Here is a 16,358-nt window from a genome sequence, read left to right on the forward strand (position 1 = left end):
TTCACCCTAGATGAAAAATGGAGCCTACCTCCCGCCAAGTTGTTGCGCGAGCATGAAGCCCGACGCCGCCCCGGTGCCGGCGCCGGGCCATGTTGCCGCCCCGGTCAGGTGCAGATTGCCGACCGGCGTGTTCCAGCCAGCGTAACCGCGCGCCGGCCGGAACAGGAAATTCTGCGCCAGATGATGGCTGCCGCAGATCTGGTCGCCGCCGACAAGGTTCGGGTTCTCGCGTTCGAGGTCGATGGGCGAGAACACGGCGCGGCCGAGGATCTTCCGACGAAGGCCGGGCGCATGGCGCTCGATAATGTCGAGGACGCGCTCGGCGTAGTGCTCCCTAGCCTCGTCCCAGTGAGCCGCCGCAATCGTGCCCGCCGCATCGCCTGCAATCTCGGCTGGCAGCATGCGCACCTGCACCCAAAGTACGTGCTTGCCGTCCGGCGCGCGCGAGGGATCGACGGCCGTCGGCTGGCCGACGACCAGCACCGGTTCGTCCGGCAGCACCCCTGACATCGCCTGCTGATAGGTCCGCGACATGGCATCGAGCGACGGCGACAGATGCACATAGGCGAACTGCCGAAGCTCGGCGCCGGCGCGCCAGTCCGGCAGGTCGTCGAGCGCCAGATGGATCATCAACGTCCCCGGCGCGTGGCGGAATTTTTTCACGGCCGTGTCGAAGCCGGTGTCGCCCGATCCGTTAGGCAACAGTTTCCCGGTCAGCGCCTTGGGCGCGACACCGGCGATGACGGCCTTGGTGGCTGTGTGGGTCTCGCCGGAAGCGAGCCGCACGCCGGTTGCTTTGCCGGCCGAAATCGTGATCTCGGCGACGTCAGCCCCAGTGACGATCTTGCCGCCGGCCGCCGTGAGCATGCCCGACAAAGCGCGGATGATGGTGTCGGCGCCGCCTCTGCCGAGCACCATGCCGAAGCACTGGTTGGCCATGGATTCGAGGTAAGGAAACACCGCGCCCCCGGCGATATCGGGGGCGAAGTCGAGATGCATGCCCCAGGGGGCGAGCGTCGCCCTGATATGCGGTGACTGGAAAGTCTCCTCGAGCCAGGCGCGGGGTGAGGAAAGCAGCAATCGACCGGTATCGAGCGCGCCGCCAATACCCTTCTTGCGCCACAGGTTCCAGGCGGTGCCGGCGAGCCCACGGCCGCTCATCGGCGAGCCCAGCAGCCGGAACAGATGCTCGGCCTCCGCCGGGAATGCCGCAACCAAACGGCGCCATGTCTGTGCGTCGGCGTCGGAAAAAGCGGCCATGCGCGAGGCGGTCTTCTCCAGGTCGCTGCTGACGCCGAACCAGCGACCGTCGGGGAAGGCGCTGGCAAAACAGTCGGCCACCGGCACGAATTCAAGCCCGTGGGTTTTCAATTCATTTGCATATTTCTTGTGAAAGGCCGAGCCGGCGAACAGGCTGAGATTCATCGCGCCGAAATCGTGCCGGAAGCCCGGAAGCGTCAATTCACGCGTCTGGACGGCGCCGCCGATTGCTGCATTGCGTTCGAAAACCGCTGTTTTCCAGCCCTTGAGCGCCAGATGCGCGGCGCATGCCAGACTGTTGTGGCCTGCCCCGACAAATATGGCGTCGAACTCGCTCACGCCCCGTCCCATTTCCTTTATGCTTAAAGATAATTGCAGATGCATATGTTTTCGTCTAGTAGGATATTAAGGGCCGCGAGAGCCTTCAGCACCATCGAGAAAGAGGGAACAGAGACCATGGACACACAACAACTTCTAGGCGAAGTCGCCGGCCAGCTGCTTTCAGGCGCCATCCAGGTGGTCGACCTGACGGCGCCGCTCGGGCCCAACACGCCACTGATCAAGCTGCCGCCGGAACTGGCGGTCGACACGCCGAAGATCGAGATCCACGCCATCTCCGCCTATGACAAGAATGGCCCGTGGTGGGCGTGGAACTGGCTCAAGCTCGGCGAGCATTCGGGCACGCATTTCGACGCACCCAACCACTGGATCACCGGCAAGGATTATCCGGACGGCGCCACCGACACCATTCCGGCGCAGAACTTCGTCGGCCCGGTCAACGTCATCGACTGTTCGAAGCAAGCGGCAGCCGATCACGATTTCCTGCTCACCGTCGATCACATCAAGGCATGGGAAGCCGAACATGGCGCTATCAACCCCGGCGAGTGGGTGGTGATGCGCACCGACTGGTATAAGCGCAACGGCTCGGAAGCCGAGTTCCTCAACGCCAATGAGACCGGACCGCACACGCCTGGCCCGACCGCCGAAGCCATCCAGTATCTGATTAGCAAGGACATCAAGGGCTGGGGCAGCGAGACGATCGGCACGGATGCTGGAAAAGCAGGGGGAATGGAGCCGCCGTTCCCGGCGCATAGCCTGATGCACAAGGCCAACCGCTACGGCCTCGCCAGCCTCTGCAACCTCGACCGGCTGCCGCCGAAAGGCGCGATCCTGATCGCGGCGCCGCTCAAGATCGAGCACGGCACCGGCAGCCCGATCCGCGCGTTGGCGTTGGTGCCAAGGCAATAGGGTAGCTGCGGTCTTCGGGAGAAGATCATGTGCGGAAGTGGCACTGTGGTGACGGAGTGGGAGCGGCAGCCTTGCAAAGCTGCGGCTCTACGGCGCCGTAGAGCGCCAATCTCTGCAATTGAACTCCTGCCGGCTAGGAGCACGCATCGATGAGCGCTCCCGATCACATCGTCGTCGGCAGCGGCATCAACGCGCTGGTCTGCGCGGCGATGCTTGGCGGCAAGGGGGCGAAGGTGCTGGTGCTCGAGCGCAACGACCGCATCGGCGGCTGCATGCGCACCGAAGAAATCACCGCGCCCGGCTTCATCCACGACGTGATGGCGACGACCTTTGTCCTGTTCATCACCTCGCCGGCCTATGCGGCGCTGGGCAAGGATCTGGCGCGGCACGGCCTGGAGTTTTGCAACACCTCCACGCCGACCGGTGTGCTGCGCCCGGACGGCAGCCATGCCGTCCTGCGCACCGATCGTATCGCCAATGTGGCGGCGATCAATGCGCTTGCCGCGGCCGACGGCGACCGGCACGCAAACGATGTCGGCGAGATCGAGCGCAACGCCGGTCTGCTGTTCGGACTGCTCGGTGGCAGCCTGTGGTCCTACCCGACGGCCAGGCTGCTGGCGGGTGAAGCCTGGCGGCGCGGCCCGCGTGGCCTTGCCGCCTTTCTCGGCAGCGCGCTGGTGCCGGCGCGCGGTTGGCTGGAAAGCACCTACCAGTCGGAAACCATGCGCGCGCTGTGGGCGCCCTGGGTGCTGCATGCCGGCCTCGGGCCTGAGGACGCGTTCTCCGGCCAGATCGCCAAGGTCATCGCCTTCGCGCTTGAGGCGGCCGGCGCGCCGATCGTCAAGGGCGGTGCCAGGAATCTGCTGGCCGCCTTCGAAGCCCTGATCAGGGAACGTGGCGGCGAAATCCGCACCGGCGCCGACGTCGCGGCTATTGTCCAAAGCGGAGGCCGCGCCGCCGGCGTGCGGCTGGCTTCGGGCGAAACGATCAACGTGAACAAGAGCGTCATCTGCTCGGTCACGCCAACCCAGCTCTACGAGCGGCTGCTCGGCGACGCGGCGCCGAAAGCCGACGTCGAGGCAGCGCAAAAATACCGCTACGGCAAGGGCAATTTCCAGATCCACTATGCCTTGGACAAGCCGCCGGCATGGCGCGGCGAGGGCCTGGACAAGGTCGCGCTGCTGCATCTGACGCCGGGGCTCGACGGCGTCTCGAAGGCCTGCAACGAAGCCGTGCGCGGCATGCTGCCGGAGGTGCCGACCATGTGCGTCGGCCAGCCGCACGCGCTCGACCCGTCGCGCTGCCCGGACGGCAAGGCGGTCCTGTGGCTGCAACTGCCCGAGGCGCCACGGCATATCAAGGGCGATGCCGCCGGCAAACTGCAGACACCGGCAGACGGTCGCTGGACCGAGGCGCTGCGCGAAGCCTATGCCGACCGTGCCGAAGCGATCCTCGCCAGCCATATCGATGGGTTCAAAGACAGCGTCATCGCACGCCGCGCCTGTTCGCCGGCCGACCTGGAAGCGATGAACATCAATCTGGTCGGCGGCGACCCCTATGGCGGTTCCTCGGCTATCGACCAGTCGTTTCTGTGGCGGCCGTTCAAGACGAGCCGCAATCACGCCACCGGGGTCAGGGGTCTCTACCACATCGGTGCCTCGACCCATCCGGGTGCTGGCTTGGGCGGCGGCTCCGGCTTTCTCCTGGCGGGGAGGCTGTGATGGAACAGAAGGTTGAAAAGCGCCAGCGCATCTCGACTTTGGGCCAGATCGGCCTGCAGCAATTCGCGCCCTATCTGATGAACCGCATCATGGGCCGCTACAACGCCACCTTGCGTGACAATTTCCGCAGGCAGGGCCTGACCATTCCGCAGGTGCGCACGCTGGCCGTGTTGTCGGTCACCGATGGCGTCACCGTCAACGATCTCTCGGTCTATACCGTCATCGAGCAGTCGACCTTGAGCCGGACGCTCGACACGCTGGAGGGGCAAGGGTTTGTGCGGCGCGAGCAGGGGGTCACCGACAGCCGTATCCGCCATGTATTCCTGACCGACGATGGCCGCGCCGAGTTCGCGCGCGCCTGGCCGGCCATGCACGACGCTTTCGAGGCAATGTTCGACGATGTCGACGATGCCGAATACGCGGCGCTGATCGCGACATTGCAGAAGATGCTGAAGAACATTCGCAAGCACGACATCTGATCTTACGCGCCGCCATCGGGGCGGTAACGGAAGGAGCCCAAAATGGCCGAACGGTCTTTTGCCAAGGAAGTCGAAAAGCTCAGGCTCGGCGCCGGCGAGGAGTTTTCCGGCGAAGGCATTCTCGCCATCACCAAGGCGCTGCTGCAATGCGGCGTCGGCTATGTCGGCGGCTATCAGGGCGCGCCGATCAGCCATTTGATGGACGTGCTGGCCGACGCGCAGGATATCCTGGGCGAGCTCGGCGTGCATTTCGAGGCGAGCGCCTCGGAAGCCACGGCCACCGCCATGCTTGCCGCATCGGTGCATTATCCTATCCGCGGCGCGGCGACCTTCAAGTCGACGGTCGGCACCAATGTCGCCTCCGACGCGCTCGCCAATCTCGCTTCCGGCGGCGTCACCGGCGGTGCATTGATCATCGTCGGCGAGGATTACGGCGAAGGCTCCTCGATCATGCAGGAGCGCAGCCACGCCTTTGCCATGAAGAGCCAGGTCTGGCTGCTCGACCCGCGACCGAACCTGCCGTCGATCGTCAAGGCGGTGCAGGACGGCTTCGAGCTGTCCGAGGTTTCCAACACGCCGGTCATGCTGCAGGTCCGTATTCGCTGCTGCCATGTCCACGGCCATTTCATCGCCAAGGACAACAAGCGCCCGGCAATGACTGTGGCCGATGCGCTCGAGGCGCCGCGCCGCGACACCGGCCGCATCGTGCTGCCGCCCGCGTCCTTCCTGCACGAGAAGGAAAAGGTGCAGAAACGCTGGCCGGCGGCGGTGGATTTCATCCGCACCAACAAGATCAACGAGTTTTTCGGCCCGGAGCACGGCTCGGTCGGCATCGTCATGCAGGGCGGCATGTACAATTCGGTCATCCGGGCGCTGCAGCGGCTTGGCCTCGCCGACACTTATGGCGACACCGACGTGCCGCTCTATGTGCTCAACGCCGTCTATCCCTTAGTCGACGACGAGTTCCTGTCTTTCTGCGAAGGCAAGGACGCCGTCCTCGTCGTCGAGGAAGGCCAGCCCAACTACATCGAACAGGCCTTTGCCGCGATGCTGCACAAGGCCGGCCGCGGCACCAGGCTCGTCGGCAAGGAACATCTGCCTATGGCCGGCGAATATACCGGCCAGGTGATGCTCGACGGCATCGGATCGTTCCTGCGCGCCACCATCCCGCATCTGCTGCCAAGCGAGGTCCGCGCGCCGAACAAGATCGGCGACGGGCTCGACACCGCCGACCTGATCAACGTCGTCCCGGGCCGGCCGCCCGGCTTCTGCGTCGGCTGCCCGGAGCGGCCGATCTTCGCCGCCACCAAGCTGGTCGAGCAGGAGCTGGGCAAGCACCACATCGCCTCCGACATTGGCTGCCATCTGTTCTCGATCATGCCGCCTTTCGAGCTAGGTGCCACTACCATGGGCTACGGGCTGGGGCCGGCCTCGGCTTCGGCGTTCAATTCGCCCGATGCCAAGCGCCGCTCGATCTCCTTCGTCGGCGACGGCGGCTTCTGGCACAACGGTCTGACCTCGTCGATCGGCAACGCGGTGTTCAACAAGAACGACGGCGTCATCGTCATCGTCGACAATTTCTATTCGGCCGCCACCGGCGGCCAGGACATCCTGTCGTCCCGCGCCGGCAACAAGACCAAGTCGACCAAGCACCCGATCACCGAGGCGGTGAAGGGCATGGGCGTCAAATGGCTGCGCCACATCGACCGCACCTACGACGTAACCAAGATGCAAGACACGCTGCGCGAGGCGCTGACGACGGACGAAAAGGGCCCGAAAGTCATTGTCGCCTCGTCCGAATGCATGCTCAACCGGCAGCGCCGCGAAAAGCCGCTGGTCGACAAGGCGATCAAGGGCGGGGCGCGCATAGTCAAGCCGAAATTCGGCGTCGACGAAGATATCTGCACCGGCGACCATGCCTGCATGCGGCTTTCCGGCTGCCCGTCGCTGTCGGTGAAGTCGCTGGACGACCCCCTGCGCGACGATCCGGTGGCGCATATCGACCAAAGCTGCGTCGGTTGCGGCAATTGCGGCGAGGTCGCCGATGCGGCGGTGCTCTGCCCATCCTTCTACCGCGCCGATGTCGTGCACAATCCGAGCCGCTGGGACCGTTTCCTTGAAGCCGCTCGCCGCGCCATGATCGGTCTCTTGCAGCGGCGCCGTGAAAGCCGGCGCCTGATATTCGCCGATGCTTGACGCCGTGCCCTCATCGCGCTCGAAAGCCGGCGCCCCCGAAGACGAGCGCGTCATCAAGCTTGCCGTGCTGGCGGTCGGTGGCCAGGGCGGTGGCGTGCTGGCCGACTGGATCACCGACGTCGCCGAGCGCAACGGCTACGTCGCGCAATCGACCTCGGTCGCCGGCGTCGCCCAGCGCACCGGCGCCACCATCTATTATGTCGAAATGTGCCCCGACACCGGCCGCCTGCCGGTCTTCGCGCTGTCGCCGTCGCAGGGCGACGTCGACATCCTGATTGCCGCCGAACTGATGGAGGCCGGCCGCGCCATCATCCGCGGCTTCGTCACGCCCGAGCGCACGACGCTGATCGCCTCGTCGCACCGCATCGCCGCGGTCTCGGAGAAGATCGAGCCCGGCGACGGTCGCGCCTCGTCCGCCAAGGTGCATGCCACGGCGGAAGCCGCGGCCAAGCGCTTCATTGCCTTCGACATGGAGAAGATCGCCGCCGACAATGGCTCGATGATCTCGGCCAGCCTGCTCGGCGCGCTGGCCGGCTCCGACGCCTTGCCGTTCAGTCGCGAAAGCTATGAGCAGGCGGTCAGTGCCGGCGGCCGCGGTGTGAAGGCCAGCCTCGCCGCCTTCGGCGCCGCCTACGATCGGGCGCGCGGCATCGCGAGTGCGCCTTCGGGCGACAAGACTGCAGGGCCGGCGGCCGCTGAAACCGGCTCGGGCGCCGCGACAGAAGTCAGCGGCCCGGAAAGCCTGTTGAAGGGCTGGCAACAATTGGCGGCGCGCGTCGCCACGCTGCCTGTACCCGTGCGCGACATGGCGCTTCGCGGCCTGAAAAAAGTGGTCGACTATCAGGACGTTGCTTATGGCGGCGAGTATCTCGATAGGCTCGACCGGGCGGTCGCTCTGGACGATGCCGAACACGCCTACGCGCTGTCGATCGCCGCCGCCAAGCATCTGGCCAACGCGATGTGCTACGACGACATGATCCGCGTCGCCGACCTGAAGACGCGTTCTAGCCGCGACCGACGCGTACGCCGTGAGGTTGGCGTCAAGGACGGCTCGGTCCTGCAGGTGACCGAATATTTCCATCCGCGCATCGAGGAATTCTGCGGCACGCTGCCGGCCGGGCTCGGCAGCTACATCGAGGCGCGGCCGAAGCTCGCCGCCTTCCTCGACCGCCGCATCAACCGCGGCCGCCATATCCGCACCGACAGTTTTGCCGGCTTTGCCGCATTGTGGTTCATCGGCGGCCTGCGCCGCTGGCGCCGCCGGCTGCTGCGCCACAAGATCGAGACCGCGCATCTCGAGCGCTGGTATGCGCTGGCGCTGGGCCAAGTCGGCGAGGACTACGCGCTTGGCACGGAGATCCTCAACTGCCGCCGGCTGATCAAGGGCTACAGCGACACCCACGCCCGCGCGCAGTCGAAATTCGACCGGGTGCTGTCGGCGCTCGACCTGGTCAAGGGCCGTCCGGATGCCGCCGACTGGATCCGGCGCCTGCGCGAAGCAGCACTGAAGGACGAGAAGGGCGACATGCTCGACGGCGCGCTGAAGACGGTGGCGTCGCTGGGGTGGCACTCCCGTTTCATGAAGCACGGTCCCGCCGCAGCGGGGGAAGATGCCGGTAGCGACGGCGGCTGAATACCTCGCATTCTGCTAACCCCATTTTAAATCTATCAGGGCGTTTCAGTGGTTTTTAGAGCATCTTCAATCAGTTCCAGCACCAACTCTGGAAATGCGATCTCAACGTAATGCTGCGCTGCGTTGATGCTAGGCCAGAGCGCATCCCCTTTCTCCCCCATCATGAGGGCGGTCCAATGAGTTGGATAGTACCGCGCTAACATGCCGAGGAAATAGGCCAGCACGTAGGTGACTGCGATCTGGGAATATTGCTTACCCGGCCCAAATTGCGAGACTAGATACAGGTGTGGGATCGTGTCGAACATCTTGTGCACATAGGTATGCAGAAACTGTGGTGTATGCTGTGAGAAGAGCGCGGCGTCAGCGGTGATGACTACCATTTCTCCTTGTTCTGCTATCGAGTATCCTGCGTCGGTGAAATCCGAACGGAAGTGCTTGAGCCCCTCAGCGCGAACCTTCAACGACAGCCCGGCTTCGGTCGTGAAACTGATGTCCTGTATACCGACATAGCGCAAATCGCGTTTCAAATGCGCAAATTGGTTTTCAACATCGGGCAATCGGTCGAGGATGTCTAAGAGAGCAAACTCGTGGCCTATTGCGGGCACATCATAATCGAGCCTCCAGTCGACGGCCTCCGAGCGGACATGCAAGGCAATGCGATTTTTCGTTGCGGTCACCAAGTCGGAAAACAACCCTCCGGTGGTACGAACTTGCAACGCACCTACACCTGCAAGGGCTAGACTAAGGTCGCCTGATAGCCGGCCGGACCATGCGACAGTTTCCAATCCGTGCCCTTTAGCCAATCCCTCCTCGCCACCGTTCTTCCTGAACACCAATGTGAGTGCACGGCTCAATGATGCAACGCCATAGAATGTAAGCAGAGGCCGGACTGCATAGCTCGCACCGGCCGAGCTCCTGAAGAATTCACGCGCCTGCTTGGCTGACGCGATGATTTCCTTGGCGCGCCGGGCATTAAGATCGTTTTTGTGGAGCATTTGGAACCACCGAGAGACGACATCTCGGCTCTCCAGTGAAAGCAGGCGTTGCCAAGTTTCGGCGTCCATTCGAATTCCCCCCACCCTGCGTCAGGCAAATACACCATGTCTAGCAAAGGATCGCAGAATGCGAAATGACAGGCGACTAAGCTCATCGTCATGCAGGCATCGAGATGCTGTGACGTGGCGGGTAATTTCGCCTTCTCACTGGATAGCTGATAGGCTAGCAGCCATGTCAACCGACGAGTCGAGCGAAGCGGAAGATCAAGAGCCCACGCAGGGCGCACCTGCTCCCGGCGTAGCATTTGTCGTTCCTATCGAGACTTTCCGATTGAAGTCGGTGACGGCCTCGATCGATAATCCCAATGAGGTCGATATTCAGGGGACGCATACTCGGCTTGCAGCAGCAGCGACGGCTGCACGTGAGGTAGGTGATCCCGCCGCAGATGCCTTGCAGGTCCTTTCCGGTATCGCCTCATACCACTTCGTGCCGGAGAACCGCGTCGAGCCTTTCCAGCCCATGGCGACGTTCAGTGGTCGGCGTACGCTCATTCCCGGCGATCTCCTCGCAGAGCAAATAGAGGTGTTGGCAGCGTTCTCGCCTGATATCCCGAGTCCGGCCCTGCGAGCCCGTGTGTGCGATGTTTGCCGGTTGCGGGTGCCGAAGAACGCCAATGCTGGGATGCGCGCCGTTGGCGCCTACGTCGATTGCGTGGCGATGGTCTTTCGCGGCGAAGCCGAGTTCGCCTTTGAGAAAAAGAGCGCGGCATGCGTCACGGGATGCGACCTTCTGAGAAGGGCAACTATCATCGCGCGCCGCATGGGCTGGGATCGAGCCGAGTTCGATCCACTGCGCAACGTCATATCCGATGTTTCCCAGATGGCGGCAGGCTCGAATGACTCGTGGGGATTTGTCCATATCGCGCCCGTCAACCTTGACAATGGCATCTGGGAGCCGAAGGCCGTGGCGGACGCCGCCGAACATCTGGCAACGCACGACAAGATTGCAGGGGATCATTTCTGTCAGCGTGAGCTATGGCAACTCGCGGCCCGCGCATACCATCGGGCGAAGGATAACGAGAACGAGAGCCGTTGCTTGATCGCTGCGGCCGAGACGTATGTCGGCAACGCCGATGCGCGTCCCGAGTCTGCCATGGTGCAGGTCAGTTTCCTCGACAGCGCGATTGAAGCGTTGCGTCCGATACCGGGCACCGCGCAACGCCGCCGTGAGCTACAGGATCGTCTCAACGCTATCCAACCGAACATCCGAGATGAGATGTCGAGCTTCTCGCATGAGCAGGATATCACCGAACTTGTCGGCGCGATCGAAACGGTTGTTAGTGGGAAGCCGCTCCCGGATGTGCTTAAGGCGCTCTTTACTTGCGAACGCTCGCCTGAGCCCGACGCACTCCGAAAGCAGGTTCTCGAAAATGGCTATGGCAGCATATCGGCTATGATGCCGATGACGCTGAGCGACCATCAAGGCCGGACACGGTTCAAGGCTCCCGGCCTAAGCTTCGCTGGCCCTCCTGATGAGGATCAAGTGCGCTTCCTGATCAACCAGCAGGAACAGTTTCGACGACAAATGGCCGTGGCTGGTAAGATCAACACCATCCGCCGTGTGATCATGAACGAGCATTACGTCTCCCTCGCCATGTTTATGCCGATCATGCAGGCAAGCGCATTCGTGCCGCCTGACCATGAACTGATCTTCGCCAAGGGCGCGTTCCGGTTCCTCGCAGGCGATGACATCGAGGCTGCACACTTGGTCCTCCCGCAACTGGAGAACTCGTTAAGGTATATGCTCGCCTTGAACGGCATCGAGACGAACCGGATCAATCCTGACGGCACTCAGGAAGAGGCAATGCTGAGCCGCCTGCTAGAAGAGTACCGCGATCCCCTGCTTACAATGATCCCGGCTGCGATGTTGCAAGAAGTCGATCTTCTCTTCAACTTCCGGGGTGGCGCATCGGTGCGTAATGAGCTTGCGCATGGGAAAATGGGGGACGGCGACTTCTGGAGTCCGGACGTGGTTTATGCCACATGGCTTGTTCTGCGGACTGCGTGTGCGCCGTCGTTTGGAGTGTGGTCGGACGTTGCCGCCGCAATAACACGCATGGGCGGTCACTGAGTTCCTGTGGCCACCGGTTTGGTCTACATCCGGGCTGCCAACGTTTGAGAACCCACCGGAGGCGCAATGCGCGGTGATAACAGCCCACTTACCGAAGCCAGTCGATATTTGAAGTTTTCTTGGGCCGACCTCGATCTGCTGCCCGAAAGGGGGAAGACCGTGAGCATGCCAAGTTCGGGCGCGCTCTACCTGCGATCGGCAGGGTCATTTACTTCCACGCATTCGATGTCCTTCTCACCCGTCAAAGCGCGTCAGGCCCTCCCCCCACTCGGATACTGTGCGTTTTGCGGACGTGATAAAGATGCTAAAGGCAAGGCCTTGAAGCTAACAGACGAGCACATCGTTCCGGAGTTCTTGGGTGCAGGGATAGAGTTGCGAAGGGCCACGTGTGTCGCATGTCAGGCGATCACCGCCCGGTTCGAAAGCGAAATCGCCCGGCACATGTTTGACCCTGTCAGAAAGCATCTCGGTCTTAATGGAAAGAGCGGGGTGATAGAGAACACCAATTTCCCGGCTGATATCGGTCGTGAAGAATCTGATCGGGTCTTCATTCCGATCATCCACTACCCCACGGTCCTCGTGCTCCCGATGCTTTTCCCCGCATCAGTATACAGCAGCCGCTCATCGGACACTGATGGGCTATATCGCCTCCGGATGCACAACATCAACGCCTCGAAAAGGAATCTGGAGCAATACGAGATCGGAACTCTTTCAACTCAGGCAATCGATACCGTGCGCTTTTGTCAGATGATCGCAAAGATTGGGGTGACATATGCCGCCAGCAAATTTGATCCTCGCACTTTTTCTCCCGACCTGATGCAACTGATTACAGCGGACATGCCGAATGGGACGGCACAAGCATCGCACTACAATCGTGTCGGCTGCATATGGGATTCGCAGGACAGCGCCACTAGCGATCTGCATCAGCTAGAGCTTGGCACCATCGACTGGCTCGGTCAGTCGATGTTAGCTGTCAAGGTGCGTCTCTTCGCCTGCTATGAAATGCCTTCGTACTTCGTAGCCTTGAACTAAGCGCAGTTGATCCCTGTAATGCGACTCAGAATGCGGTGCCTCCTCGCGACCCCAGCGCTTGCTGCGGCCCAGACCTCCGACGGCTTTGGAGAAAGAGGCAAAAAGCGCCAAATTCCTACAGGAAATCAATGGTGCCGCTTAGGTGACTCGAACACCTGACCCCATCATTACGAATGATGTGCTCTACCAACTGAGCTAAAGCGGCCCGGGAAGCCGAGCTTCCAGGATGGGCTGCGTGATAGACGCAACCGGCCGCGAATTCAAGATGGCAGTCACGATTTCAGGACGAGGCAATTCGTGCCGCCTCCGGCCGGGCGCAAGGGCAGCCGCCGCGCGGATCTACCATTGGCCGCGTGATGCCGTATCGGCAGTCCGCCCCGTCCGCCACATTGGCCGTGGCGGGAAAATCAGCGAAAAATGTTGATTCCTTTACCGAAAACCGCCGAAATGAGCTTTGTGCCCCTCGGCAAGGCAGAATGCAGCCGCTCGCTTGTTGATTGATTGGTCGCCTGCGGCTAACGATCATGGCAATGTGAGTGAAATTGCAGAGGGAATTCGCTTGGACGCGATCGAAAAAGCGATCCGCAATGCCTTCGAGAAAGGCAATGCCGACGACCGGACGTTTCGCGAGCGGGTCTATCGATCGGCTTTCGCGGCACTCGACCGTGCCCTGCAGGCCAATCCAAACGTCACGGTGGAAGTCGCCATCAAGCGGCGCAAGGCGGTCCAGGCGAAGATCACCGAAATCGAATCGGAATTCCTGCCGGCGGTTGCCGACGTCGCCGCGCCGACCGACAGTTTGGAGGCAGCACCGGAGGTGGAGCCCCCGGCCGAAGCTGAAGCCGCGCCGTCGCCCGATGTCGTCGTTGACGGTCCGGCGCAGCCGCCCGAATCCGATGCCCCCCGGTCGCGCGTCCTGCCGGTCGTTCCCGACATCATGCCCGATGCGCCTGTTGCCGAGGCGCCGGTGATCGACATGGGGGCCTCGGTTCCGACCGAAGCCGACGTCGAAACCGACGACGCGGAAGTGACGCCCGACCGCGACGACCGGCGGGCGAGGCGGCGGCGCCTGCCTTTGACCGCGATCTTCTTCGGTGTGACGCTGCTCGCAGCCGCCGGCATCGGCCTTTATTTCGCCAACCAGACCGGCGTCTTCAAATCGGCGACCGAGCTCGACACAGCGCCACCGGAAGCGCCGCCAACGGTCGATGGCGAAGATTTCACGCCGGACGACACCGCTTCGCCGCCGAAGCAGGGCGAGCAGGACGAGGCGCGCGACTGGATCAACGTCTTTTCGCCGGGTGACCCGACGCAGGTCAATGCACCGTCGGACGCCAAGGCCGACGTCATCCAGGACGAAAGCGGTTCCTTCCTGCGCATCCGCTCGGGTGCATCCGGTTCGGCCATCAGCTTCGACGTCGGACAAGGCGTGTTGGAAAAACTAGCCGGCAAGCATGCCACATTCGACATCATCGCGCGCTCCGAGGAGGGGCAGGAGACGCAGATTTCCGTCGATTGCAATTTCGGCGAACTCGGCGACTGCGGCCGCAAGCGCTATGCGGTCGGTCGCGAGCGCAATGAATATCTGTTCGACGTGCGCTTTCCCGACAAGCGTCCGGGTGCTGCCGGCACCATCGCCATCAATTCCGACTTCGACAAGCAGGGCAAGTCGGTCGACATCTACGAGATCCGCGTTTCAGTCGTTCCCTAAAGCACGTCGCGTTCGGACAGGCCTCATGCGATGCGCTTCAGGTTCTTGTTTTGATGCATGTCGTTACCGCAAAACCGCTGCTTTTTGCGCGACATGCATTAACTATCGAGCAGCGCCTGCAGCGTCTCGATGCGGTCGGCTTCGGCCGCCGGCTTGTCCCAGCGCAGCCGCGAAATGCGCGGAAAGCGCATGGCAACGCCGGATTTGTGCCGCGTCGAGCGGTTGAGCCCTTCGAAGGCTACCTCAAGCACCAGCCCGTTCCTGCGGTCGGCACGCACCGAGCGGACCGGGCCAAAGCGCTCGATCGTATTGTCGCGGACATATTTGTCGATTTGCCTCAGTTCCTCGTCGGTGAAGCCGAAATAGGCTTTTCCCACCGGCACCAGCTCCTCCGATCCTTCCGGCCCGGACCAGACGCCGAATGTGTAGTCGGAATAGAAGCTCGAGCGCTTGCCGTGACCGCGCTGGGCATACATCAGCACGGCGTCGACCGTGTGCGGATCGCGCTTCCATTTGAACCACGGACCCTTCGGCCGCCCGGCCACATAGGGCGAATCCCAGCGCTTCAGCATGACGCCTTCGATGACCGGATGCAGCGGCTTGCGGCGCAATTCCTCGAGTGCCTGCCAGTTGGTGAATTCGACCAGCGGCGACAGATCGAAGCGGCTCGGATCGAGTGTCCTGACGAAGGCCTCGAGCCGGCCGCGCCGTTCGCGGAAGGGAAGTCCGCGCAAATCCTCGTCACCAATCTGCAGCGCATCGTAGCAGCGCATGAAGGCCGGGTATTGCTGCTGGGTCTTGGGTGACACGCTCTTGCGGTTCAGCCGCTGCTGCAGGTCCGAGAAGGTGCCCGTCGCCTGCCTGGGGTCTCCCACCAGAAGCTCGCCGTCGAGGGCGCCTGAAAAATCCATGGCCTCGGCAAGGTCCGGAAAGGCGCCGGAGACATCGTCACCGGTGCGCGAATAGAGCCGGCGAATGCCGCCTTCGCAAACCGCCTGGACGCGGATGCCGTCCCATTTCCATTCGGCCGCGTAGTCGGCCGGGTCGAGCTTTTCGAGGTCGCCGTCGCCGACGGCATTCGACAGCATCACCGGCCTGAACAGCGCCAGCGCCGTCTTCCTGGGTTTTTCGGCCTTGCCTTCCAGCCAGGCGAACAGCCCGGTATAAGGCGGCGTCAGCCCGTGCCAGAGTTCCTCGATCTCGGCGATATCGACCTTGCCGAAATCGGCCAGCGCCTGCTTGGCCAGCCGCGCCGAGACGCCGATGCGCAGGCCGCCGGTGACCAGCTTTATGATGGCGAAGCGCGCCGAAGTGCTGGCGCTGTCGAGCAGCCGGGCCAGCACCTGCGGCCCGTCGGAACGGCTCGCCGCCTGCAGCTTCGCCACCACCTCAGCCAGCGTCGGCTCGTGGCTCGCAATGTCGACCGGCGCCTGCGGCCAGACCAGCGACACGGTCTCGGCCAGGTCGCCGACATAGTCGTAGGAATAGCCGAACAGCACCGGATCCATGCGCTCGATCACCAGAGTGCGCAGCATCGCCGGCTTGACCGCGGCGATGGACAGATCGCCGGTGATCGCCGCCAGCGCCAGCCCGCGATCCGGATCCTCGACGCTGCGGAAATAGTCGGTCAAAAGCGTCAGCTTGCCGTTGCGCGACGGCGTCAGCACCAGCCGGTCGAGAAGCTCGGCGAAGCGGTTCATCGGAGGGGCGACGCCAATGGGGAAGGCTTGCGTTCTGTCGCGCCCCCCTCTGTCCTGCCGGACATCTCCCCCTCAAGGGGGGAGATTTGCTGTCGCGACTGCTTTCGCCAATTTCCAACGTTGCAGGATGAGCGGCAAAACCAAAGCTGCCGATCTCCCCCCTTGAGGGCAGGGCTATCGCATATGAGTGATGGCATTGATGAGATAGTCGTCGTTCCAGGCGCATTTCTTGATGCGATGGCTGATGGGAAC

At 62.8% G+C, this 16,358-nt stretch carries 11 protein-coding genes and 1 tRNA gene; 8 read left to right on the plus strand and 4 right to left on the minus strand.

Annotated features, from left to right (window positions below):
- Nucleotides 1-24: 24 nt before the first annotated feature.
- On the minus strand, nt 25-1,599 hold the full coding sequence (locus tag NKI97_RS23685) for a phytoene desaturase family protein (protein WP_352743142.1): 1,575 nt from the start codon (nt 1,597-1,599) through the stop codon (nt 25-27).
- Nucleotides 1,600-1,716: 117 nt separating this feature from the next.
- On the opposite strand from NKI97_RS23685, the gene NKI97_RS23690 reads away from it, so the two are divergent.
- The 5 genes from NKI97_RS23690 to NKI97_RS23710 all read left to right on the plus strand — a co-directional run bounded on the left by NKI97_RS23690 (nt 1,717) and on the right by NKI97_RS23710 (nt 8,537).
- Entirely contained in the window at nt 1,717-2,508 is a 792-nt protein-coding gene (locus tag NKI97_RS23690) for a cyclase family protein (RefSeq protein WP_023676844.1), read from the plus strand.
- A gap of 149 nt (nt 2,509-2,657) precedes the next feature.
- A complete protein-coding gene (locus NKI97_RS23695; protein ID WP_352836862.1) occupies nt 2,658-4,229 on the plus strand; it encodes a phytoene desaturase family protein in 1,572 nt (523 codons plus the stop codon).
- Complete coding sequence (locus NKI97_RS23700) at nt 4,229-4,708, plus strand: MarR family winged helix-turn-helix transcriptional regulator (protein WP_023676846.1); 480 nt, start codon at nt 4,229-4,231, stop codon at nt 4,706-4,708. The genes NKI97_RS23695 and NKI97_RS23700 overlap by 1 nt, the downstream gene beginning before the upstream one ends.
- A gap of 42 nt (nt 4,709-4,750) precedes the next feature.
- Nucleotides 4,751-6,904: a thiamine pyrophosphate-dependent enzyme gene (locus NKI97_RS23705; RefSeq protein WP_352570280.1), complete on the plus strand. Its 2,154-nt coding sequence runs from the start codon at nt 4,751-4,753 to the stop codon at nt 6,902-6,904.
- Nucleotides 6,897-8,537: an indolepyruvate oxidoreductase subunit beta family protein gene (locus NKI97_RS23710; protein ID WP_352836865.1), complete on the plus strand. Its 1,641-nt coding sequence runs from the start codon at nt 6,897-6,899 to the stop codon at nt 8,535-8,537. The genes NKI97_RS23705 and NKI97_RS23710 overlap by 8 nt, the downstream gene beginning before the upstream one ends.
- Before the next feature lie 35 nt (nt 8,538-8,572).
- Here NKI97_RS23710 and NKI97_RS23715 read toward each other — a convergent pair whose 3' ends face one another.
- On the minus strand, nt 8,573-9,601 hold the full coding sequence (locus NKI97_RS23715; RefSeq protein WP_352748860.1) for a YaaC family protein: 1,029 nt from the start codon (nt 9,599-9,601) through the stop codon (nt 8,573-8,575).
- A 163-nt stretch (nt 9,602-9,764) separates the two neighbouring features.
- Between NKI97_RS23715 and NKI97_RS23720 the strand changes: the two genes are divergently transcribed.
- On the plus strand, nt 9,765-11,663 hold the full coding sequence (locus NKI97_RS23720) for a DUF7380 domain-containing protein (protein WP_352836868.1): 1,899 nt from the start codon (nt 9,765-9,767) through the stop codon (nt 11,661-11,663).
- 66 nt (nt 11,664-11,729) lie between these two features.
- Nucleotides 11,730-12,695, plus strand: a complete 966-nt coding sequence (locus NKI97_RS23725) for a hypothetical protein (RefSeq protein WP_352836871.1) — start codon at nt 11,730-11,732, stop codon at nt 12,693-12,695.
- Between the two features lie 129 nt (nt 12,696-12,824).
- On the opposite strand, the gene NKI97_RS23730 is transcribed toward NKI97_RS23725, so the two are convergent.
- Nucleotides 12,825-12,900: transfer RNA gene (locus tag NKI97_RS23730), tRNA-Thr, on the minus strand.
- Nucleotides 12,901-13,254: 354 nt separating this feature from the next.
- Between NKI97_RS23730 and NKI97_RS23735 the strand changes: the two genes are divergently transcribed.
- Entirely contained in the window at nt 13,255-14,406 is a 1,152-nt protein-coding gene (locus NKI97_RS23735; RefSeq protein ID WP_352836874.1) for a hypothetical protein, read from the plus strand.
- Nucleotides 14,407-14,504: 98 nt separating this feature from the next.
- Here NKI97_RS23735 and NKI97_RS23740 read toward each other — a convergent pair whose 3' ends face one another.
- On the minus strand, nt 14,505-16,106 hold the full coding sequence (locus NKI97_RS23740; RefSeq protein ID WP_352836877.1) for a cisplatin damage response ATP-dependent DNA ligase: 1,602 nt from the start codon (nt 16,104-16,106) through the stop codon (nt 14,505-14,507).
- Between the last annotated feature and the right edge of the window lie 252 nt (nt 16,107-16,358).

Source organism: Mesorhizobium sp. M0296, assembly GCF_040321675.1.
Lineage (GTDB): Bacteria > Pseudomonadota > Alphaproteobacteria > Rhizobiales > Rhizobiaceae > Mesorhizobium.

Coding starts and splice junctions, on each gene's coding strand:
- NKI97_RS23690 (WP_023676844.1), top strand. CDS start 1,717: ATGGACACACAACAACTTCTAGGCGAAGTCGCCGGCCAGCTGCTTTCA.
- NKI97_RS23695 (WP_352836862.1), top strand. CDS start 2,658: ATGAGCGCTCCCGATCACATCGTCGTCGGCAGCGGCATCAACGCGCTG.
- NKI97_RS23700 (WP_023676846.1), top strand. CDS start 4,229: ATGGAACAGAAGGTTGAAAAGCGCCAGCGCATCTCGACTTTGGGCCAG.
- NKI97_RS23705 (WP_352570280.1), top strand. CDS start 4,751: ATGGCCGAACGGTCTTTTGCCAAGGAAGTCGAAAAGCTCAGGCTCGGC.
- NKI97_RS23710 (WP_352836865.1), top strand. CDS start 6,897: ATGCTTGACGCCGTGCCCTCATCGCGCTCGAAAGCCGGCGCCCCCGAA.
- NKI97_RS23715 (WP_352748860.1), bottom strand. CDS start 9,601: ATGGACGCCGAAACTTGGCAACGCCTGCTTTCACTGGAGAGCCGAGAT.
- NKI97_RS23720 (WP_352836868.1), top strand. CDS start 9,765: ATGTCAACCGACGAGTCGAGCGAAGCGGAAGATCAAGAGCCCACGCAG.
- NKI97_RS23725 (WP_352836871.1), top strand. CDS start 11,730: ATGCGCGGTGATAACAGCCCACTTACCGAAGCCAGTCGATATTTGAAG.
- NKI97_RS23740 (WP_352836877.1), bottom strand. CDS start 16,106: ATGAACCGCTTCGCCGAGCTTCTCGACCGGCTGGTGCTGACGCCGTCG.